This window comes from Streptomyces sp. NPDC111656 (genome assembly GCF_055656965.1).
Window position 1 is genome coordinate 80,646 of the sequence record NZ_JBVKCA010000012.1, and the last position, 19,366, is coordinate 100,011.

The window sequence follows — 19,366 nt, forward strand, 5'->3', positions numbered from 1 at the left end:
TCCTCCGTGAGGGTCCTCAGGATGCGGGGGATACGAGCTCTACGAGGGTCGCGTTGGCGGTGCCGCCGCCCTCGCACATGGTCTGCAGGCCGTAGCGGATCCCGTGGTCCCGCATGTGGTGGACCATGCGGGTCATCAGCACCGCCCCCGACGCGCCGAGCGGATGCCCGAGCGCGATCGCGCCGCCCAGCGGATTGAGCAGCGCGGGGTCCGCGCCGGTCTCGGCGAGCCAGGCCAGGGGTACGGGCGCGAAGGCCTCGTTCACCTCGAAGACGCCGACCGCCGGCAGGCCCACGCCCGCCTTCCGCAGCACCTTCTCGGTCGCGGGGATCGGGCCCGTGAGCATGAGCACCGGATCGGAGCCGGTGACCACGCCCGCGCGGTAGCGCACGAGCGGCGTCAGCCCCAGCTCGCGCGCCTTCCGCGGTGTCGTCACCAGCAGCGCCGCCGCCCCGTCGGAGATCTGGGAGGCGTTGCCCGCGTGGATCACCCCGTCCTCGGTGAACGCCGGCCTGAGCTCGGCGAGGGTCGCGACGCTCGTACCGCGCCGGATGCCCTCGTCGAGGGTCACGGTCGTCGCTCCCTCGGTCGGCACGGCGGTGATCTGGGCCTCGAAGGCACCGGCGTCCTGCGTGGCCGCGGCCCGCTCGTGCGACAGCGCCGAGAACGCGTCGAGCCGCTCCCGTGCGAAGCCCCACTTCTGCGCGATCCTCTCGGCGGAGACGCCCTGGTTGAAGGAGAAGCCCTGGTAGCGGGTGAGGACCTGCGGACCGTACGGCATGCCGGTGGAGCGCGCGGCGCCGAGCGGGACCCGGCTCATCACCTCGACCCCGCCCGCCACGACGACGTCCTGCTGGCCGGACATGACCGCCTGCGCGGCGAAGTCCAGCGCCTGCTGGCTCGATCCGCAGGCCCGGTTGACCGTGGTGCCCGGGATGCTCTCGGGCCAGCCCGCGGCCAGCACCGCATAGCGTCCGACATTGCTCGACTGGTCCCCGACCTGGGAGACACACCCCCAGATCACGTCGTCGACGACTTTCGGATCGATCCCCGTCCGCTCGACGAGCGCGCCCAGGACGACCGCGGACAGGTCGGCGGCGTGCATGCCCGACAGCCCGCCGTTGCGCTTGCCGACGGCGGTACGGACCGCCTCCACGATCACTGCTTCCCGCATGTCGACCCTTCCGGTCGGTGAGATGGCCTCGAACTCGCCACCGCCCAGTGGCCCGTGAAGACCGGCGCACGCTTCTCCTTGAACGCGGAGTACGCCTCCGGGACGTCCGCCGTCGCGAAGTTGACCGCCTGGGCCCGCGCCTCGTTCGCGAGCGCGTCCCGCAGCGTGCGGTCGGCCCCCTCGTTCAACAGCGCCTTGCTCTGGGCGAGGGCCACCGGGGCGCCCGCCACCAGACGCGCGGCGAGGCGCGCCACGAAGTCGTCGATCTCCTCCGCGCGCACCACCCACGTCACCAGGTTCAGCGACCGCGCCTCCTCGGCGTCGATCGTCTCGGCGAGCAGCGCGAGCCGTTTGGCCTGCTGCAGACCCACGAGCCTCGGCAACAGCCAGGATCCCCCGCAGTCGAGGGACAGCCCGCGCCGCGCGAAGATCTGCGAGAACCGCGCCTGGGGAGTGGCGACCACCAGATCGCACCCGAGCGCCAGATTCCAGCCCGCGCCGACCGCCACCCCGCTCACCCTGGCGACGGTCGGGACGGGCAACTCGTGCAGCAGCAGGGTCACTTCGCTCAGCGTGCGCATCCGGTACATGGGGTGCGCGGCACTGAGTCCCCCCGAGATGTCGGCGCCGGAGCAGAACGCGCCACCGGCCCCGGTCAGCACGAGGGCCCGTACGGACCGATCGTTCCCCGCGTCCGTGAGTGCGTCCCGCAGCGCGCGCCACAACTCCTCGTCGATCGCGTTCCTGCGGTGCGGACGGTTCAGCGTCAGCGTCCGTACGCCGCCCGAGTCGTCGCAGAGCAGCACCGGCTCCTCGCTCACAGCAACTCCCCCTCGGCGTCGATCCCCAGCTCGGCGAGGACGGCCGCGGTGTGTTCGCCGAGGGCCGGGATCGGCCCCATCGGCTGCTCGTAGCCGCAGATGACCGGGGGCGGCAGCAGCGCCGGCACCGGACCGCCCGGCGTGTCGATCTCGCGCCAGCGGTCGCGGGCCGTCAGATGCGGGTGTGCGACGACGTCGCTCGGGGTGTTGTAGCGGGAGTTCCCTATCCCCGCGGCATCCGCACGGTCCTGGACGTACGCCAGGTCATGACGTGCGCACCAGGCGCCGATCTCCGCGTCGAGGACCTCACGGTGCGCGACCCGGCCGGAGTTGCTCCGCAAGCGCTCGTCGTCCGCCAGGTCCGGGCGGCCGAGCAGCTCACGCGCGAGCCGCTGCCACTCGCCGTCGTTGGTGGTGCCGAGGACGACGGTGTGACCGTCGGCCGTGGGATAGGCCCCGTAAGGCGCCACCGCGGGCGAGCCCATGCCCTTCGGCTCCTGGTCCACGCCCGTGTGCCGGGTGTAGGTCAGCGAGTAGCCCATCAACTCCGTCATGGTGTCGAACAGGCTGACCGCGGCGGAGGTGGGCCCCTGCACCCGGCCGCGCTCCTTCCCGCAGAGCAGCGCCATGATCGACAGGGCGGCGTACAGACCGGTGCTCACATCGGCCACCGGCGGCCCCGCCTTGGCCGGCGCGCCCGGTCGGCCCGTGGTCGCGCACGCCCCCGACTCGGCCTGGACCAGCAGGTCGTAGGCGCGCTTGTGGGAGAGCGGCCCGCCGGGCCCGTACCCGTCGATCTCCACCGCGATGAGCCCGGGATGGCTCACGGCCAGGTCGGCGGGGGCGATGCCGAGTGTCGCGGTCGCGCCGGGCGCGAGGTTGGAGACCAGGACGTCGGCGCGGTCGAGCAGCCGGCGCAGCACCGCCATCCCGGCCGGGGACTTGAGGTCCAGGGCCACCGATTCCTTGCCCCGGTTGAGCCACACGAAGTGGGCCGCGAGGCCGCCCACCACGTCGTCGTAGTGCCGGGCGAAGTCGCCGCCCCGGGGGTTCTCCACCTTGATCACCCGCGCCCCGAAGTCACCGAGTGTGCGGGTGCACATGGGGGCCGACACCGCCTGCTCCAGGCTCACCACGGTGATGCCCGCGAGGGGACCGGCCGAGCCGTCCCCTATTGCGTCCACGCGATCAGTTGTCACTCGGCCTGCTCCAATCGCGCCGCAGCCCGTCCTTGAGCACCTTCCGACTGGCGTTACGGGGCAGCGCGTCGACGAACCGGACATGCCGGGGGACCTTGAAGTTGGCCATGTTCTCGCGTGCCCACGCGACGACGTCGGCCTCGGTGAGCCGGTGGCCCTGTCTCACGACGAGGAAGGCGCAGCCGACCTCACCGAGACGCTCGTCGGGCACTCCGATGACGGCGGCCTGCTCGATGGCCTCGATCCCGAGCAGCAGCTTCTCGATCTCGGCCGGATAGGCGTTGAAACCGCCGACGATGTACAGGTCCTTCTTGCGGTCGACGATGGAGAGGTTTCCCCACTCGTCGAGGCGTCCGACGTCACCGGTGTGCAGCCAGCCCTCGGCGTCGACGGCCGCGGCGGTGGCCTCGGGGTCGTCCCAGTACCCGCGGGTGACGTTGTAGCCGCGCACCAGGACTTCGCCGTCCTGCCCGGTGGGCACGGCCAGGCCCCGGTCGTCGACGATGCTCACCTCGACGTCCGGGATGGTCCGTCCGGTGGTCCGCGCGACCGTCTCCTCCGAGTCTCCGATCCGGGTGGTCGTCACCAACGCGGTCGACTCCGTCAGTCCGTACGCGCTCATCACGATGTCGAAGGACAGTTCCGACTTCATGGCGCGGATCAGTGATTCCGGAATGGTGGTGCCGCCCGTCATGGACACCCGCAGCGAGGAAAGGTCGAAAGCGGAACGGTCCGGGTGGTTGACCAGATCCTGGAAAATGGTCGGTGGCCCCAGGAGAACGCTGACCCGTTCCCGGCCGATGATCTCGAGCGCCCGGCCCGCGTCGAAGGTGCGCATGGGGATGACCTTCACACCGTGGATCAGGGAAGCGAGCCACCCCGCCTTGTAACCGAAGCAGTGGAAGAACGGCGGGATGATCAGAAAGCTGTCGGAATGCGTGAACGTGTATTCCTCGGACATCCAGCCGTAGGCGCGCAGGGACTGTCCATGGGTCAGTACGACGCCCTTGGGATGACCGGTGGTGCCGGAGGTGAACATCACGTCCGACACGTCGTCCGGAGTGAGCCGGTCGATCAAGTCGTGGGCCGTGGACGAGGAGTCGGCCTCGCCCGCGCGAAGGAAGTCCTCCCAGGCGAGGTCCGCCGCCCCCTGCGGGCCGAGAATCGACACCGTCCTGCGCAACGCGGGCAGATCCGGATCGGCGTTCCTCAACCCGGCTATGTAGTCATGGCCGAGGAAGGACGAGGCGAAGACGGCCTTCGCCCCGGACTTGCGCAGAATGTAGGAGATCTCCGGTGCCTTGAACCTCGTGTTGAGCGGCACCACGATGCCCCCGGCGCCCTGGATGCCGAGCGCGGCCAGGATCCACTCGGCGGAGTTCGGAGCGCACAGACCGACACGGTCCCCCGGCTCGACCCCCAGCGCGACGGCTGCCTGCACGGCCCGGAGCATGTGTTGCTCCAACTCACGGAAACTCCACCGGCGACTCTCGTCGACGAGGGCCGGCGCGTCCGCGAATTGCTTGGCGGCAACTCTGATCACATGGGGAATGCTCCGGTATTCGAGGTCGTATCGCACGGGTGAACTCCCATCGGACATGAAATCCCGTTCATCCAGGACCCAGGGCCTGTCCGGCCGATCACGCCGCAGATGCGGGGTCTGGTGCGCACATCTGCCGCGTTGTCGTCACTCGCCGACTCCCCCGAGCTCTCGGCTTCGCTCGAGCAGGGGGGACCCCCATCGCGTCGACTCCCTCCTCCGCCTTGCAGCTGCACGCACCAGACCCCGCTCACCGGCACTGCCAAGGCCCCTCGTTTTCCCGCGACTTGATCGGCCGGACAGGCCCTAGTTGCCGGACGGCAGACCCAGGACCCGTTTCGCGATGATGTTGCGCTGGATCTGCGATGTTCCGCCGTACACGGACGCGGCTCTGGAATAGAGGTAGTCCCCGAAGAGCTCGCCGGCCCCTGCGCGCTCCTTGCCTGCTTCTCCCGCGCCTGCTCCTTCCTCGCCCCGGAGTTGTTCTTCGGGGAAGACCTTGAGTGCCGTCTCGTAGAGCCGCTGCTCGGTCCTGGTCATCAGCAGCTTGTCGATGGACGACTCCGGTCCTGCGAGCTGTCCGCCCAGCCGCTCGGCGGTGCGGCGCCGGGCGTGCGCCACCAGGACCTCGTAGTCCACGAAGCACCGGCCGATCTCGGACAACAGCCCGTCCGGGAGGTCTGCCCGGCGTTCCCGGGCGGTGCGCCGCAGCCGTTCGACGAGCAGCCCGTACTTCGAGAGGTGGCCGGTGTCGAGGGCGTTGCGCTCGTAGGACACCGTCGTCATGGCCAGTGGCCAGCCGTCGCCCTCGGCGCCGATGCGCTCGGAGCGGGCGATGCGCACGTCGTCGAGGAACAGCTCGCAGAACTCGTCGTCGCCGTTCGCCGCCCTCAGCGGGCGTACCGTCACTCCCGGCCGGTCCAGCGGCAGGGCGAACGCCGAGATCGACCGGTGCGCGGGCGCCGACCGGTCGGTCCTCGCGAGCAGCAGGCACAGACCGGAGTACTGCGCGTAGCTGGTCCAGAGCTTCTGCCCCCGTACGGTGTAGTGGTCCTCGTGCGGGGTCGCGACCGTGCTCATCCCCGCGAGGTCCGATCCGGCTCCCGGCTCGCTGAAGCCCTGACACCACACGTCGTCACCGGCGAGCATGCGCGGCAGCCAGCGCCGGCGCTGCTCCTCGGAGCCGAACTCCAGGAGCGCGTGGGCGAGATAGCCGATCCGGGGGACCCCGGGGGCGTGACAGGCGCCGAGTTCGTCGCTGATGGCGACCTGGTGCAGCGCGCTCAGGCCCTGGCCGCCGTACTGGACGGGGACGTCGAGGCCCACCCAGCCGCCCGAGTGCAGCAGGCGGTGCCACCGGTGGAGAAAGACCGGGACCGGCTCGTCCGGGAGGCGTCCGGGCAGCGGATGGTCGGCCAGCCAGGCACGGAACCGACGGCGGAGCCGGTCGAGGTCCGTGGGGTCGCCGAAGTCCAGGGGCGTGTCGGTCATCGGGTCAGCTCCGGCTGGGCCAGCGTCGTCAGGAGATCGGCCGTCGGCGCCAGCGTCATGGCGCCCAGGCGGACCTTGCGCAGGTACAGGTGCGCGATGTGCTCCCAGGTCTGGGCGATACCGCCGAAGACCTGCATGCCCGTGTACACCGCGTCGAGGGCCGACGTGTTCACCTCGGCCTTGGCGACGCACGCGGCCGTCAGGGCCCTCGCGGGCGACTCGTTGTCCAGGCACCACGCGGCGTACCGGGTGGCGCTGGTGCAGGCCTCGACGAGGACCGTCGCGTCGGCGAGCAGATGCTGGACCGCCTGGAACGAGCCGATCGCCCGCCCGTACTGACGGCGCTCCCGGGCGTACTCGACACTCAGTCGGACGAACGCCCCGGCCGCGCCGACGAGTTCACTGCTCACCATGACGAGCGCGTAGGCCTGCCAGTGCCGGTACTCCTGTGCGTCGAGTCGGCCGAGGACCCGTGCGGGCGACTCGGACGACACCGAGCGGATGTCGCGCAGGAGGTCGATGCCCGGTGCGGTCGCGCCCAGTTCGAGGGCGGTCACCGTTCCATCGGGTGTGACGCACAGCGCGCTGTCAGCTCCCTCGCAGTCCCAGGCGAGGAGTCGGGACGGGGAGGAGTCCGGAGCGGAGTCCGGGAAGCGCAGGTCGTGGGCGAGGGCGATCGTCGGTGCCCCGCCGTGGGCCGAGGGATCGGCCCGCTCAAGGAGTCGCAGCAGCTCCGGGGCGAGGAGCACGGTGCCCACCAGGGAGGTGGTCAGGGGCTGCCGGCCGTGTTCCTCGGCGAGCAGGGCGCACTCCTGGACGGTGGCGGCCGGGGGTGAGGAGCGGCGCAGTTCGGCGAGACCCAGTTCGCCGAGCGCCTCCTGCGCGGCGGTGCGCGCGGTCGGCTTCACCTCGTCGGCCGAGCCGATCCGGAACCGTGCGGCGAACGTGCGGAACATGTCGCGCACGAGCAGGAACTCCTCGGCCTCCACCGTCAGTCCTCCTCGGCCTCGGTGACGGTCGGCCGTCGCCGGGCGCGGGACGCCAACTCCTCGACGATCCGGATGTGGTCCGGGCTGGTCATGGTCGCCCGCTCGGCCATCAGCGCCGCCTCCATGCCGCCCCGGGACACCTGCTCGACCACCACGGCGAGGGCCATCTTGGTGGCGCGCAGCGCCTCGGCCGGCTGGGCCGCCAGCCGCCGGGCCAGCGCGAGGGCCTCCTTCTGCAGGTCCTCGGGGGGAACGGTGCGGTTCGCCAGGCCCAGTTCGACCGCCGTGGCGGCCGGAATGCGGTCGCCGGTGAAGAGATACTCCTTCGCGCGGAGCAGGCTGGTGAGCAGCGGCCAGAGGGTCACCCCGCCGTCGCCCGCCACCAGGCCGACCGAGACATGGGGGTCGGCGAGGTAGGCGTCCTCCGCCATCAGGACCAGGTCGCAGCCCAGCGCCAGACTGCAACCCAGCCCGACGGCAGGGCCGTTGACCGCCGCGACGACGGGCAGCGGGAAGCGGATCATCGCCGTCTGGATGCTGCGGTCGAGGCGGATCGACCGCTCGCGCAGCTCCGGATCGCTGTGGTGGCGCCGCAAGTGGTCGAAGTCGCCGCCCGCGCTGAACGCCCGGCCCGCGCCGGTGAGGACGACGGCCCGTGCGCCGGGATCGTCCGCCAGCTCCCGCCAGACGTCGGCCAGTCGGCGGTGGAGCTCCTCGGACACGCCGTTCAGCCGCGCGGGCCTGTTGAGCGTGACGATACGGATGTCGCCGTCCGCTTCGACGGTGATGACGGAGCTGACCTCGCCCATGGGGACCCCATCTCCAGTGCCTCAGTCGCCCCAACCTCAGATGATATTAAAGGTCAGACCGAATGGTCGTCAATGATCCGGAGAGGCCCGCCTTGAGCGCGCGGGAGTCAGTCCTCCGTGGGCCCGGACAGTTCCACCTGGCCCCGCCGGTCCACCCGCGCGGCCGCGTCGGCGAATCCGCACACATGGCGCGCCATGCGCCGCATCGCCGCCGGACCGTCCTGGTCGCGGATCGCGTCGGTGATCTTCGCGTGCGCGCGGGCGGTGATCGAGCGGATCTCGCCGTCCATGAACTGTTCGAGGTTCGTGGCGGCGTAGATCGACTGCGAGAGCGCGCTCATGAACCCGATCAGGAGTTCGTTGTCGCTGGCCCTCGCCACCGCGCTGTGCCAGTCGATGTTCGCGCGCAGGAAGCGCGGGATGTCGTCCCCGGCCTCGACGAGATCCCGCTGGGCCGCGTCCAGTTCGGCGAGGTCGCGGTCGGTGCGGCGCGCCGCCGCCAGCGCGGCGCAGGTGGGCTCGATGGCCTCCCGCGTTTCGTGCAGCGCCTCCAGCCGGATCCGCTGCCCCCGGATGACCAACTGCACGGTGCTGGCGAGCGATTCGCGGCCGGGCCGGTGCACGAAGGCGCCGCCGCCGCGGCCCGGCCTGATCTGGAGCAGCTTCTCCACCTCGAGAATCCGCAGCGCCTCCCGTACCGTGGCGCGGCTCAGCCCCGTCTGCTCGACGAGTTGACGCTCCGGCGGCAGCGCCATGCCCTCGGTGAACTCGCCGGAGAGAATGCGCTCACGTACCTCCGACGCCAGGACGTCCGATGCCTTCGGAACCGTCAGGGCGTCGAAGCGCGGGTGAGACCTACCGGGCATGTACGTACTCCTGGGACCGATGCCACTGCTTTGGTTGAACCATTCAGCATAGTACGGATGCTCATGGCCACCACGAGCCGCGGCCGCGGGTCACATGACCATGCCGCCGTCGACGGGCAGCACCTGCCCGGTGACGAAGGAGGCGGCGTCCGAGGCGAGGAAGACGAAGCTTCCGGCGATCTCCTCGGGCTCGGCCCAGCGTCCCAGCGGGATCCGGGCGAGCATCGCGTCCGCGAACTTCCTGTGGGTGCGGATCGTCTCCGTCATCGGCGTCGCGGCCAGCGGCGCCAGCGCGTTGACCTTGATCTGCTTGCGTGCCAGTTCACGCGCCAGGGACTTCGTCAGGCCGATGATGGCCGCCTTGGCCGCGGAGTAGTTCACCTGGCCGAGGGTGCCGACGATGCCGGCCGACGAGGTGACGTTGATGATCCGCCCCGTGCCGTCGGTGGGCAGGTACGGCAGCGCGGCCTGGGCGCAGTGGAAGGCGCCCATCAGGTGGATGTCGACGATCCGGCGGAACGCCTCCTCCTGGAGGTTCTCGAACATGTCCGGCGCGACGATTCCGGCGTTGTTGACGAGGATGTGCAGCTTCCCGCCGGTCAGCGCCGCCGCCCGGGCCGCCGCCGCGTCGGCGGACGCGCGGTCCCGTACGTCCAGTACGGCGCTGTCCGCCCGCTCGCCGGCCGCGGAGATCTTCTCGGCGACCGCCGCGGCCGCCGCCCCGTCGACGTCGGTGACGAGCACCGCCGCCCCGGCCTGCGCGAGCGCCTGGGCGACCGCGGAGCCGATGCCCCCCGCGGCGCCGGTGACCAGGGCCGATCGTCCACTGAGATCGAACAGACCGGTGTTGTCGGCCATCAATAGCTCCTCGGCATTCCCAGAGTGTGCGATCCCAGATAGTTCAGGATCATTTCCTGACTGATCGGCGCGATCTTCATCAGACGGGCCTCGCGGAAGTAGCGGGCCACGCTGTACTCCTCGGAGTAGCCCATACCGCCGTGGGTCTGCAGGGCCCGGTCGGCGGCGGTGAACCCGGCGTCCGCGCAGAGGTACTTGGCGGTGTTCGCCTCACGCCCGCACGGCCGGCCGTTGTCGTAGAGCCAGGTGGCCTTGCGCAGGATCAGCTCGGCCGCGTCCAGCCGGGCGAGCGAGTCCGCGAGCGGGAACTGGATGGCCTGGTTCATGCCGATCGGCCTGCCGAACACCACGCGCTCGTTGCCGTAGCTCACGGCCTTCTCCAGCGCCACCCTGCCGATCCCGAGTGCCTCGGCGGCGATCAGCATGCGCTCCGGATTGAGTCCGTCGAGGAGGTGGCGGAACCCCTGGCCCTCCTCGCCCACCCGGTCCTCGACCGGGACGCGCAAGTCGTCGATGAACAACTCGTTCGAGGTCACGGCGTTGCGGCCCATCTTCGGGATGGGGCGGACGTCGATCCTGTCGCGGTCCAGGTCGGTGAGGAACAGCGTCATTCCATCGGTCCGCCTGGCGACCTCGTCGACCTTCGTGGTGCGGGTCAGCAGCAGGATCTTCTCGGACTCCACGGCTTTGGAGATCCACACCTTGCGGCCGTTGACGACGTAGTGGTCGCCGTCCCGCCGGGCGAAGGTCGTGATGCTCGTCGTGTCCAGGCCGGCCTCCGGCTCGGTCACCCCGAAACAGACGTGGAGATCGCCGGTGGCGACACGGGGAAGCGTGCGCCGCTTGAGTTCCTCGGAACCGTGCACCACCACGGGCTGCATTCCGAAGATCGACATATGGATCGAGCTCGCGGCGTTCATTCCGCCGCCGGATCGCGCCACTTCCTCGAGCAGCAGCGTGGCCTCGGTGATGCCGAGACCGTGACCGCCGTACTCCTCCGGAATGGTGAGCCCCAGCCATCCGCCGTTCGCGACGGCTGCGTAGAACTCCTCGGGAAACCGGTGCTCCCGGTCCTGCTCCATCCAGTACCGGTCGTCGAAGTCGCGCAGGAGCCCGACGACTGCCTTGCGGATGGTTTCCTGATCTTCGGTCAGCTCAAAGTCCACGATGTTGGACCCCTCCGCAGCTTTGATATCTGCGAAACATAACAAAGGTCAGACCGTAAGCACAATGCGGAGGCCTCGGCCCTGCGCGAGTGCGTGCATGGCGTCGCGAGGCAGACGGGAGTTTGACGACAGGGCCTAGCGGTCCGCGGCCGGGTTGCCCTCGACCCACTGGATGAGGAGCTGGCGTACGTACGGGTTGCCCTCCTGCGCGGCGTGCGCCAGGCGCTCAGCGCTCGCGCGTGCCGCCCGCCAGGCCACCGGGGTGTCCTCGGTGTGCGCGGTGTCGGCGGCGCCCAGCGCGTCGGCCGCCAGGCCCCGGAGGTCCTCGGCGAGGTCGTCGTGCGCCGCGGCCCGGTATGCCTCCAGGCGCAGCGCCGTCAGTTCCTCGGCGGTGGGGGCGGGCCGCGCCGGGGGCTGGGCGTAGCCGCTGACCGCTATGACCACGCAGAAGGTCGCCACGTCCCGGCGGCTCTCCCGCTGTCCCCGCGCGATGGCGGGCCCGAGCCAGGCGGGGGCCTTCCAATGGGCCACGGTGGTGGCCGCGAGGAGGGAGACGGTGAGCGCGGTAAGAGGAATCCAGCCACCGAGGAAGTAGCCGATCGGGCCGAGCACGAGGAGGCAGGCCCCGCTGAGCATCCAGATGCGACGGCGGCCGATTCTGAGGTGTCGGGACTCCATGCCCTTCAGTGTCGCAGGGGCGCGCGGGGAGCGGTGAGGCGGCGCGGGATTCACGGAGCGCGCCGCCCGGCGCCGGGGGAGCGGAGTCGGGCGGCGCGGTTGCCCGACCGGGCCGCACACCCGGCGCTAACGTGGCGGACATGCGCCGTGGGAACTGGCTCGGAACCGTAGTGATGGCGGCCGTGGTGGCCCTCACCGCGGGGTGCGGGGGTGCCTCGGGGGCACCTGCCGCGTCCGCGGCACCGACACCGGGCGCCTCGGGGGCGATCGCGGTGACGAGCCCGGCGTTCGGGGACGGCGGCACCGTCCCACGCCGTTTCACCTGCGACGGTGCGAACGTGTCCCCGCCGCTGCGTCTCTCCGGTGTGCCGGGTGGCGCGGCCGAGCTGGTCGTGCTGGCCGAGGACCCGGACGCCGCGTCCGGCACCTTCGTGCACTGGCTCATGTGGGGCGTCGATCCGCACGAGACGACGCTGGGTGCGGGCGCCGTCCCGAAGGGGGCCGTGCAGGGCCGCAACGGCTTCGGGCAGCGCCGCTACGGCGGTCCCTGCCCGCCCGCCGGCAAACCCCACCACTACGTCTTCTCGGTCCTCGCCGCCGACGTGAAGCTGCACCTTCCCGGGGACGCCACCGTCGACGCCGTACGGCGCGCGCTGGCCGGTCACACCGTGGGTTCCGGCACCCTCGTCGGGCGCTACGGACGTACGGGCTGAATGGCCGGAGATCGCCCTGCCCAAGCGTGACGGGCGTACATACGATGCGGTCGATCCCGGCCTTCACAGCTCCTTCACAGGGCGGGGTCGCATCGGCATGTACTTGACATGTCCATGCTTCAACGATCCGCGCTTGATCCAACGCACTGGTCCGCGACGGCGCCGCACGTCCGCGTGAGGCGCCGCACCCCCCAATTCACGGCGGCACACGTTCCGTACCGCCGTAGACACCAACGCAACGGATTGGAGCACCATGGCTGGTGGGCTGCTTCTGGGTGGCGCGATAGCCGCCCTGTTCGCCACCGCACTACCGGGTCCGGACCCGTCCTCCGGGATCGTCGACCCGCCCCCGGACAAGATCGTCATCAAGGTCGCCACCGTGAACGGATCCGGCTGCCCGCAGGGAACCGCCGCCGTCGCGGTCTCCCCGGACAACACGGCCTTCACGGTCACCTACAGCAACTACCTCGCCCAGGTCGGAGGCAACGCCGACCCCACCGCCTTCCGCAAGAACTGCCAGCTCAACCTGATCGTCCACGTGCCGCAGGGCTTCACGTACGCCATCGCCAGCGCGGACTACCGCGGCTTCGCCGCACTCCAGTCGGGCGCCAGCAGCACCGAGAAGGCCTCGTACTACTTCCAGGGCTCGTCGAGCACGGCGGCCATCACCCACCCCTTCCGCGGCCCCTACAACGACAACTGGCAGTCCACGGACGTCACCGACTGGGCCCAACTGGTGTGGGCGCCCTGCGGTGTCCAGCGGAACTTCAACATCAACACCGAGCTGCGCGTCAACGCGGGCACGTCCACGCCGGGCAGCTCCAGTTTCATGACCATGGACTCCACGGACGGTGACATCAGCACCATCTACCACCTCGCCTGGAAGGAGTGCCCCGCCGCCTGACCTTCCGGTGCGTCCGCATGACCTTGACCGGCTCCGCCGCATCGGAGCCGGTCAAGGGGAGCCGGCGAACTGGGTGGCCGGGGTAGCCGGGTAGCCGGGCGAGCTAGGGAAGCAGTCGTTCGATGGCTGTGGGGCCGTCCTCCCGCAGCCTGCGCTCGGCCCAGGCGAGGTTCTTCGGGCTGAGGTCGCGACCCGCGGCGAGCACCATGTCCTCGGCGGTCACGGGGCCTTCGGAGCCGGTGTGCAGCAGCGTGTCGGGGGTCGCCCTGTCGTCGGACGGTGAGGACGAATCGGGCTGGCTTGTTGGCATGATCTCTCCCTCTTCCACCTGACCTGTTCTCACGCTACGGGCATTCCGCACACTCCGCGCGACACACCCCGTGCGGACGCGGTTCAGGGAGGGTTCGGGGCGTCCGCGCCCCATTCGGACGTACAACGATGTCGGTCGTCGGCCGCGGAGGTGATGGTGGAGGAACTCGCACCCCTGCGACTGATCGGAGCATGTAATGCGTATTCGTCTGATGGCTGCTGCCGGGCTGGCGGGCGTGGCCCTGCTGGCCACCGCCGGGACCGCCGCCGCCGACCCCGACCCGGTCGGTGTCGCCTCGAACAGTCCTGGTGTCCTGTCCGGCAACGTCATCCAGTTCCCCCTCGACCTCGGCCTCAACTTCTGCGGCAACTCCCTCGACCTGCTGAGTCTGCTGAACCCGGCCACGGGGAACACCTGCACGAACGACTGAACCGGCTGACCGCCGTGCCGCGCCGGGCAGGTCTTCCCCTGCCCGGCGGACGGCCATGGTTTCCCGGCGGACGGCGATCGGCTTGGGCGGGTGGTCTCGTGCCCTGGCGGACGGCTACCGGTCATGGCGGAGGCCGCCGGCAACTTCGCACGGTCGTCGGTGATGGCGAACCGCTGCCGGAGACACTGGTCGGCCATCAGTCCTGCCGGACGATCACCGGCGTCGGCGGCACGGTCGCCGGTCTTCGGCGGACGGCTACCCGTTCCGGCGGACGGTCGCCGGTCCTGGCCGAACCGCTGCCGGTTCTGACGGACGGCCACCGGTCCCTGCGGAGGGGGATCTGTCCTGGCGGACTGCCACTGGTGTCGGCGGGCCGCTGCTCGTCCTGGCCGATGGCCATCGATCCGGGCGGGCCGCCACCGGACCCGGCGGGCCGCCACCCGATCTGGCAGGCGGCCCACCGGTCCCGGCGGGCCGCCACCCGCAGACAGCCGCTGGTTCTGGCGGAGTGCTGCCCGGCCCGGCGATCTGCCATCCGAGCCGGGGATCTGTGCCTCCGACCCGGCAGTCTGCCCCCGACCCGGCGGGGCGCCGCCCGTTCCGACGGAGGGTCGGGACGTGGGGCGCCCGGTGGGTTACTCGTCCGTCCCGCCCAGCGGCTCGTTCGACGAGGGGATGATGCGGGCCCTGAGGTCCGGGTCGGGCATGTGCGGGTCGAAGGGGAACATGGGGCGGCGGATGCGGTGGTGGCCCAGCCGGACGAGGTCCTGGTCGACGCCGCCCGGGGTCAGCGCCATCTTCCAGTCGGCGGACATGGCGAACAGTTCCGGTTCCAGATAGCCGATCTTGACCACGACGACGTCGGCGCCGCGCGGGTCGAGCGCCAAGCCGGTGAAGTCGTGCTCGTGGTGGTACGGCTTACGGAGCCGCGTGATGATCACGTACACGCTTCCGACCCGCAGGACGACCTCCGTCCCGGCGTCCCGGTCCCCGTGCCGGACCGCGTGGACCACCCCGGTCAGGGTGAGCGGCCCGGCGTGCCGGTCGTCCACCTCGGCACCGGCCGTGACCGTGACGGTCGCGCCGACGCCCGCCTGCTCCGCGGTCGCGACGGCGGCCGGCCCCGGCACGGACGCGTAGATGACCGTCGGCCCGGACGGTTCCTTGAACTCCGGCCGGGAGAGGACGTGTTCGAGCCCCCATGTGACATCGCCCGCGCCGCCCGCCGTCGGATTGTCGCCGGTGTCGCTGATGAAGAACGGCCGGGCGCCCGGGGAGGAGGCCAGCGCCTCGTCGAGGCACTCGTCCAGTGACCCGGTCGGCGCGACGAACGCGAACGCGCCCCGCGCCTCCCAGAATCCGCGCGCCAGCCGCTCGGCGCCCTGCGCGACGGCGGCCTCGGACGGCCCGGTGACCACGACCGCGGCGCGGTTGCGCGGCTCGTCCGCCCACGCGTACCCGACCCAGATCGCGGCGTCGGTCACGCCGTCCGTCGCCTCCACCTCGTCGACGGCCGCGTAGACGCTCCTGGCGGGCTCGATGCGTGTCGAGGTCTGCTCACCGGCCAGCAGCACGGGCACCGGGATCCAGGCCTTGACCGGCCGGGGCGCACCGGTGGCGAGCAGTTCCACGAGATGACGGGCGGCCCGCTCCTTCGTCTCCATGTGGTCCTCGTGCGGAGCCGTCCGGTAGCAGGTGATGAGGTCGCTCATGTGCGCGAGCTCGCGCGAGACGTTGCCGTGCAGGTCCATGGAGGTGGACACGATGACGTCGGCTCCGACGGTCTCGCGGATCCGGGCGAGCAGGACGGCCTCGGCGTCGTCGACGCCCTCCACCGTCATGGCGCCGTGGATGTCGTACCAGAGTCCGTCGAGGCGCGGCAGCTCCCCGAGCCGCCGCAGGAGCTCCGCGGAGAGCTCCGCGAACGCGGCCGCGGTCACCGTACCGCCGGGCAGCGCCTTGCCGACGAGCGCGCCGCGCCAGGAGGCCGCGTCACGCAGGGGCGTCCCGGGCGCGAGGAAGGGATAGCGCGTGAGGACGTCCTCGCCGCGCTGCGGGTGGAAGGCGGGTGCCTCGGTCCGCGCCGGTGAGAACGTCGACGACTCGATGCCGAGTCCGGCGATGGCGATGACGGGCCGGGCGACGGCGGTACGGGGATTCGTCATGGCTCCTCGATTCGTATGCGCTGGTCGGTATGGGGTCCCGTTCCTGCTCCCGTTCCCGCTCCCGCTCCGGTCACGGTCTGGAGTGCGTGGACCAGCGCCCGTTGGAGCGCGAACTGGCCCGCGCCTACCAGCCCCGCGTCCGCGCCGAGGCTCGCCCGCTCGATCACCAGGTGCTTGGTCACCAGCGGATGGCACCCCTCGTACAGCTGACTGCGGACGGCGGCGACGAACGGTTCGAGCGTGGAGAGGATGCCGCCGAGGTACACGGCGTCCGGGTTGAAGAAGTTGACGTTCGCGGCCAGCACCATGCCGAGGTAGCGGCCGGCCTGACGGACGGCGCGGGTCGCCTCCGGGTCGGCGTCGGACGCGAACCGGACGACGTCCTCGATCGAGTCGACGTCGAGCCCCCGCTCACGCAGGACGCGCACCAGCGCCGCGCCCGACGCGACGGTCTCCAGACACCCGGTGTTGCCGCAGGAGCAGGGGATGTCGTGGCCCGCTTCGACCCGTACGTGGGTGATCTCGCCGGCGGCGCCGGTCCCGCCCCGGTAGAGCCGTCCGTCGGCGATGACGCCCGCGCCGATCGCGGAGCCCATCTTCACCATGATCGACTGGCGGCGCTCGGCAGGCTGGACACTGTGCTCGCCGACGGCCATGCAGTTGGCGTCGTTCTCGATCGCCGCCGGAACGCCGAAGCGGTCCTCCAGCCAGGCCCGGACCGGGAACCGGTTCCAGCCGGGCATGCGCGACGGCAGTGTCACCACTCCGGAAGCGACGTCGACCGGCCCCGGCAGCGAGAGGCCGACCCCCTTGAGCAGCTCCCGCCCATGCTGCTCGGCGAGGCCCTCCAGCGTCTCGGCGAGCCCGGGCAGCGCGGTCTCGGGCCCCTCCGCCGTCGGGAACGGCACCGTCGACACGTCCGTGAGCCCGCCGCCCGGCAGCACGACACCGACGTGCGCGTGTCTGCCCCCGAGTTCTGCCGCGACCGCGAACCCGTCGCTGCCGCCGAGCCGCAGGACCTTGCGCGGGCGCCCTCCCCTGGAGGAGCGCGTGCCCTGCTCCGCCACCAGCCCGTGGGCCACGAGCTGACCGACCGTCAGGGAGATCGTCGAGGGCGCGGCCCCGAGCAGATCGGCGAGTTCGGTGCGCGTGGTCGCCTGCCCGGAGGCGAGGAGTTCGAGGACGCGCCCGGCCAGGGACGAGACGCCCGTGGCGCCCCTGCGGTGTACCGCACTTTTTTCAGGCATGGACGAAGTAACTTCCGACGACGGGATCGGGACGCCGAGCGTACGTCCCTGAAGCCACCTCTCCACTTTTTTCAGAACAGCAGAAACAGGCTTTTTACAGGAGGGCGTCTGTTTCTTCGAACAGTCGGGTCGTTGACTGGCTCCGCCACACCCCTTGCCCCGCCCCTTTGTTCATCCCTGTTCACCCCTGTTCACCCCGAGGAGAGTCATGTCCCCTGCTCGCGCGACACTCGTCGCCGGTGCCGTCGTCTCGGCGGGCACGTTGCTGCTCGCGGGCTGCTCCGGGACGAGCGGCACGTCGTCCACGTCCCCCGACTCCATCAACTACGCGCTGCCCGCGAACTTCACCCCGAACTGGATCCTGCCGATCGGCACGGCGGCGCATCTCAACACCAACAACATCTCCATCGCCAACAGCCTCTGGGAGCCGCTCGTCGCGTACGACGGCTCGACCGGCAAGATCGCCTGGAACAAGAACGGGTCCATCGCCACCGCCGCCGCCTTCGCCGCCGACGGCAGGAGCGTCACCCTCACGCTCGGCGACCGCAGGTGGAGCGACGGCAAGCCGATCACCTCGCGCGACGTGGAGTTCTGGTTCAACCTCATCAAGGCGAACAAGGAACAGTGGGCGGGCTACAACCCCGGCAAGGCGCCGGACAACTGGACCTCGTTCAAGACCGTCGACGACCACCACTTCACGCTCATGTTCGACAAGGCCTACAACTCCGACTGGATGCTCGCCAACGAGCTGAGCGCGATCAACCCGCTCCCACAGCACGCATGGGACAAGACAGCCGCATCCACCGCGGTGTCGGACGCCGACCGCACGGCCGCCGGCGCCAAGCAGGTGTGGACGTACCTCAACACGGCCGCGAAGAACATCTCCGGCTACGAGAAGGACGCGCTGTGGAAGACCATCAGCGGTCCCTACGCGGTCAAGTCCTTCTCGACCGCGGGCAAGGTCGTGCTCACCGCCAACAAGAAGTACGACGGCGGTGAGAAGCCGGACATCGCCACCGTGAACCTCCTCCCGTTCACGACGGCGGACGCCGAGAAGAACGCACTGCGCTCGGGAAGCGTCGACTACGGCTACATCGAGGCGACCGACCTCGACCAGAAGGACCGGTTCACCGCCCAGGGGTACACGGTCAAGCCCTGGTCGGGCTGGGCGATCACCTACATGCCGTACAACTTCAACAACCCGGCCATGGGCGCCGTGTTCAAGCAGCTGTACGCCCGTCAGGCGGTCCAGCGGTCGATCGACCAGAGCAGCCTGGCGAAGGTCATCTTCAACGGCACCGCGGTCCCCGGCTACGGCCCGATCCCGCAGGCGCAGTCGAGCGACTTCCTCTCGCCCACGCAGAAGGACAATCCGTACCCCTTCTCGACCTCGGCCGCCAAGTCCCTGCTGACCGGCCACGGTTGGTCCGAACAGGGCGGAGTCATGGTGTGCACGGACCCGGGCGCGGGTGCCTCGCAGTGCGGTGACGGGGTCGCCAAGGGCACCAAGTTCCAGATGCAGGTGCTGTCCCAGTCCGGCTCGACCGTCACCGACAACATGATGAGCGCGATCCAGTCCTCGCTGGAGAAGACCGGGATCAAGTTCACGATCAAGACCGCGCCCGTGAACTCGGTGCTGTCCCAGACCCCGCCGTGCACCGCGAGCCAGTCGATCTGCGCGTGGCAGCTGTCGTTCTTCGGCACCGCCGGCAGCTGGTACTTCAACGCCTTCCCGACCGGCGACTCGCTCTTCCAGAGCAAGGGCGGCTCGAACTTCGGCACCTACTCCAACCCGGAGATCGACCAGCTGATCACCGCCTCCACCACGTCCGACTCCGCGCAGGCCGTGCAGGACTACAGCGCGGCCGTCGCCAAGGACCTCCCGGTCATCTGGCTGCCGGAGCCCGACTACCAGATCTCGGTCCTCAAGAACGGCCTCGGCGGCTTCTCGCAGGACTCACTCGCCAACTTCCACCCGGCGCAGTGGAAGTGGAACCGCTGACCGC

19 protein-coding genes are annotated in these 19,366 nt (G+C 70.6%); 4 read left to right on the top strand and 15 right to left on the bottom strand.

All coding sequences use genetic code 11. From position 1 onward, the window contains the following. Positions 1 to 16: 16 nt before the first annotated feature. The 11 genes from ACZ7M3_RS31115 to ACZ7M3_RS31165 form a co-directional block, all read right to left on the bottom strand. Positions 17 to 1,174, bottom strand: coding sequence for a thiolase family protein (locus ACZ7M3_RS31115; protein ID WP_472067443.1), 1,158 nt, complete (start codon positions 1,172 to 1,174; stop codon positions 17 to 19). After that, positions 1,159 to 1,995 (bottom strand): enoyl-CoA hydratase/isomerase family protein, encoded by an 837-nt coding sequence (locus ACZ7M3_RS31120; RefSeq protein ID WP_472067445.1) that lies wholly within the window; start codon positions 1,993 to 1,995, stop codon positions 1,159 to 1,161. Before ACZ7M3_RS31120 ends, ACZ7M3_RS31115 begins: the two co-directional genes overlap by 16 nt. After that, positions 1,992 to 3,179: a CaiB/BaiF CoA transferase family protein gene (locus tag ACZ7M3_RS31125; protein ID WP_472067447.1), complete on the bottom strand. Its 1,188-nt coding sequence runs from the start codon at positions 3,177 to 3,179 to the stop codon at positions 1,992 to 1,994. Before ACZ7M3_RS31125 ends, ACZ7M3_RS31120 begins: the two co-directional genes overlap by 4 nt. Before the next feature lie 4 nt (positions 3,180 to 3,183). After that, positions 3,184 to 4,773, bottom strand: a complete 1,590-nt coding sequence (locus ACZ7M3_RS31130) for a FadD3 family acyl-CoA ligase (protein WP_472067449.1) — start codon at positions 4,771 to 4,773, stop codon at positions 3,184 to 3,186. Between the two features lie 267 nt (positions 4,774 to 5,040). Further along, positions 5,041 to 6,225 (bottom strand): acyl-CoA dehydrogenase family protein, encoded by a 1,185-nt coding sequence (locus tag ACZ7M3_RS31135; RefSeq protein WP_472067451.1) that lies wholly within the window; start codon positions 6,223 to 6,225, stop codon positions 5,041 to 5,043. Next, complete coding sequence (locus ACZ7M3_RS31140) at positions 6,222 to 7,214, bottom strand: acyl-CoA dehydrogenase family protein (RefSeq protein WP_472067453.1); 993 nt, start codon at positions 7,212 to 7,214, stop codon at positions 6,222 to 6,224. The genes ACZ7M3_RS31135 and ACZ7M3_RS31140 overlap by 4 nt, the downstream gene beginning before the upstream one ends. Positions 7,215 to 7,216: 2 nt before the next feature. Beyond that, on the bottom strand, positions 7,217 to 8,023 hold the full coding sequence (locus ACZ7M3_RS31145) for an enoyl-CoA hydratase/isomerase family protein (protein WP_472067455.1): 807 nt from the start codon (positions 8,021 to 8,023) through the stop codon (positions 7,217 to 7,219). A 107-nt stretch (positions 8,024 to 8,130) separates the two neighbouring features. Continuing rightward, entirely contained in the window at positions 8,131 to 8,889 is a 759-nt protein-coding gene (locus ACZ7M3_RS31150; RefSeq protein WP_472067457.1) for a FadR/GntR family transcriptional regulator, read from the bottom strand. 90 nt (positions 8,890 to 8,979) lie between these two features. Further along, entirely contained in the window at positions 8,980 to 9,747 is a 768-nt protein-coding gene (locus tag ACZ7M3_RS31155; RefSeq protein WP_472067459.1) for an SDR family NAD(P)-dependent oxidoreductase, read from the bottom strand. Next, a complete protein-coding gene (locus ACZ7M3_RS31160) occupies positions 9,747 to 10,913 on the bottom strand; it encodes an acyl-CoA dehydrogenase family protein (protein WP_472067461.1) in 1,167 nt (388 codons plus the stop codon). The genes ACZ7M3_RS31155 and ACZ7M3_RS31160 overlap by 1 nt, the downstream gene beginning before the upstream one ends. A 135-nt stretch (positions 10,914 to 11,048) precedes the next feature. Then, a complete protein-coding gene (locus tag ACZ7M3_RS31165; protein ID WP_355304766.1) occupies positions 11,049 to 11,591 on the bottom strand; it encodes a hypothetical protein in 543 nt (180 codons plus the stop codon). 140 nt (positions 11,592 to 11,731) lie between these two features. Here ACZ7M3_RS31165 and ACZ7M3_RS31170 point away from each other — a divergent pair, with 140 nt between their 5' ends. Both ACZ7M3_RS31170 and ACZ7M3_RS31175 read left to right on the top strand, forming a co-directional pair. Further along, positions 11,732 to 12,304: a YbhB/YbcL family Raf kinase inhibitor-like protein gene (locus tag ACZ7M3_RS31170; RefSeq protein ID WP_472067463.1), complete on the top strand. Its 573-nt coding sequence runs from the start codon at positions 11,732 to 11,734 to the stop codon at positions 12,302 to 12,304. Between the two features lie 253 nt (positions 12,305 to 12,557). Continuing rightward, positions 12,558 to 13,208: a DUF4360 domain-containing protein gene (locus tag ACZ7M3_RS31175; protein ID WP_095856635.1), complete on the top strand. Its 651-nt coding sequence runs from the start codon at positions 12,558 to 12,560 to the stop codon at positions 13,206 to 13,208. 103 nt (positions 13,209 to 13,311) lie between these two features. Here the strand turns inward: ACZ7M3_RS31175 and ACZ7M3_RS31180 are convergent, their stop codons facing one another. Further along, a complete protein-coding gene (locus tag ACZ7M3_RS31180; protein ID WP_095856636.1) occupies positions 13,312 to 13,518 on the bottom strand; it encodes a hypothetical protein in 207 nt (68 codons plus the stop codon). Between the two features lie 196 nt (positions 13,519 to 13,714). Between ACZ7M3_RS31180 and ACZ7M3_RS31185 the strand changes: the two genes are divergently transcribed. Then, positions 13,715 to 13,948 carry a chaplin gene (locus ACZ7M3_RS31185; RefSeq protein WP_472067465.1) on the top strand — a complete coding sequence of 78 codons (234 nt, stop codon included), beginning with the start codon at positions 13,715 to 13,717 and terminating at the stop codon, positions 13,946 to 13,948. Positions 13,949 to 14,144: 196 nt separating this feature from the next. On the opposite strand, the gene ACZ7M3_RS31190 is transcribed toward ACZ7M3_RS31185, so the two are convergent. The 3 genes from ACZ7M3_RS31190 to ACZ7M3_RS31200 form a co-directional block, all read right to left on the bottom strand. After that, the gene (locus ACZ7M3_RS31190; protein ID WP_472067467.1) at positions 14,145 to 14,483 is read right to left on the bottom strand and encodes a hypothetical protein; all 339 of its coding nucleotides are present in this window, start codon (positions 14,481 to 14,483) and stop codon (positions 14,145 to 14,147) included. 100 nt (positions 14,484 to 14,583) lie between these two features. Continuing rightward, positions 14,584 to 16,113 carry a M81 family metallopeptidase gene (locus ACZ7M3_RS31195; RefSeq protein WP_472067469.1) on the bottom strand — a complete coding sequence of 510 codons (1,530 nt, stop codon included), beginning with the start codon at positions 16,111 to 16,113 and terminating at the stop codon, positions 14,584 to 14,586. Beyond that, complete coding sequence (locus tag ACZ7M3_RS31200; protein ID WP_472067471.1) at positions 16,110 to 17,360, bottom strand: ROK family protein; 1,251 nt, start codon at positions 17,358 to 17,360, stop codon at positions 16,110 to 16,112. The genes ACZ7M3_RS31195 and ACZ7M3_RS31200 overlap by 4 nt, the downstream gene beginning before the upstream one ends. 208 nt (positions 17,361 to 17,568) lie before the next feature. Here ACZ7M3_RS31200 and ACZ7M3_RS31205 point away from each other — a divergent pair, with 208 nt between their 5' ends. After that, a complete protein-coding gene (locus ACZ7M3_RS31205) occupies positions 17,569 to 19,362 on the top strand; it encodes a peptide ABC transporter substrate-binding protein (RefSeq protein ID WP_472067473.1) in 1,794 nt (597 codons plus the stop codon). The last annotated feature ends 4 nt before the right edge of the window (positions 19,363 to 19,366 follow it).

Coding starts and splice junctions, on each gene's coding strand:
- ACZ7M3_RS31175 (WP_095856635.1), top strand. CDS start 12,558: ATGGCTGGTGGGCTGCTTCTGGGTGGCGCGATAGCCGCCCTGTTCGCC.
- ACZ7M3_RS31135 (WP_472067451.1), bottom strand. CDS start 6,225: ATGACCGACACGCCCCTGGACTTCGGCGACCCCACGGACCTCGACCGG.
- ACZ7M3_RS31205 (WP_472067473.1), top strand. CDS start 17,569: ATGTCCCCTGCTCGCGCGACACTCGTCGCCGGTGCCGTCGTCTCGGCG.
- ACZ7M3_RS31150 (WP_472067457.1), bottom strand. CDS start 8,889: ATGCCCGGTAGGTCTCACCCGCGCTTCGACGCCCTGACGGTTCCGAAG.
- ACZ7M3_RS31180 (WP_095856636.1), bottom strand. CDS start 13,518: ATGCCAACAAGCCAGCCCGATTCGTCCTCACCGTCCGACGACAGGGCG.
- ACZ7M3_RS31155 (WP_472067459.1), bottom strand. CDS start 9,747: ATGGCCGACAACACCGGTCTGTTCGATCTCAGTGGACGATCGGCCCTG.
- ACZ7M3_RS31165 (WP_355304766.1), bottom strand. CDS start 11,591: ATGGAGTCCCGACACCTCAGAATCGGCCGCCGTCGCATCTGGATGCTC.
- ACZ7M3_RS31115 (WP_472067443.1), bottom strand. CDS start 1,174: ATGCGGGAAGCAGTGATCGTGGAGGCGGTCCGTACCGCCGTCGGCAAG.
- ACZ7M3_RS31170 (WP_472067463.1), top strand. CDS start 11,732: ATGCGCCGTGGGAACTGGCTCGGAACCGTAGTGATGGCGGCCGTGGTG.
- ACZ7M3_RS31190 (WP_472067467.1), bottom strand. CDS start 14,483: ATGGCAGATCGCCGGGCCGGGCAGCACTCCGCCAGAACCAGCGGCTGT.
- ACZ7M3_RS31185 (WP_472067465.1), top strand. CDS start 13,715: ATGCGTATTCGTCTGATGGCTGCTGCCGGGCTGGCGGGCGTGGCCCTG.
- ACZ7M3_RS31200 (WP_472067471.1), bottom strand. CDS start 17,360: ATGCCTGAAAAAAGTGCGGTACACCGCAGGGGCGCCACGGGCGTCTCG.
- ACZ7M3_RS31195 (WP_472067469.1), bottom strand. CDS start 16,113: ATGACGAATCCCCGTACCGCCGTCGCCCGGCCCGTCATCGCCATCGCC.
- ACZ7M3_RS31145 (WP_472067455.1), bottom strand. CDS start 8,023: ATGGGCGAGGTCAGCTCCGTCATCACCGTCGAAGCGGACGGCGACATC.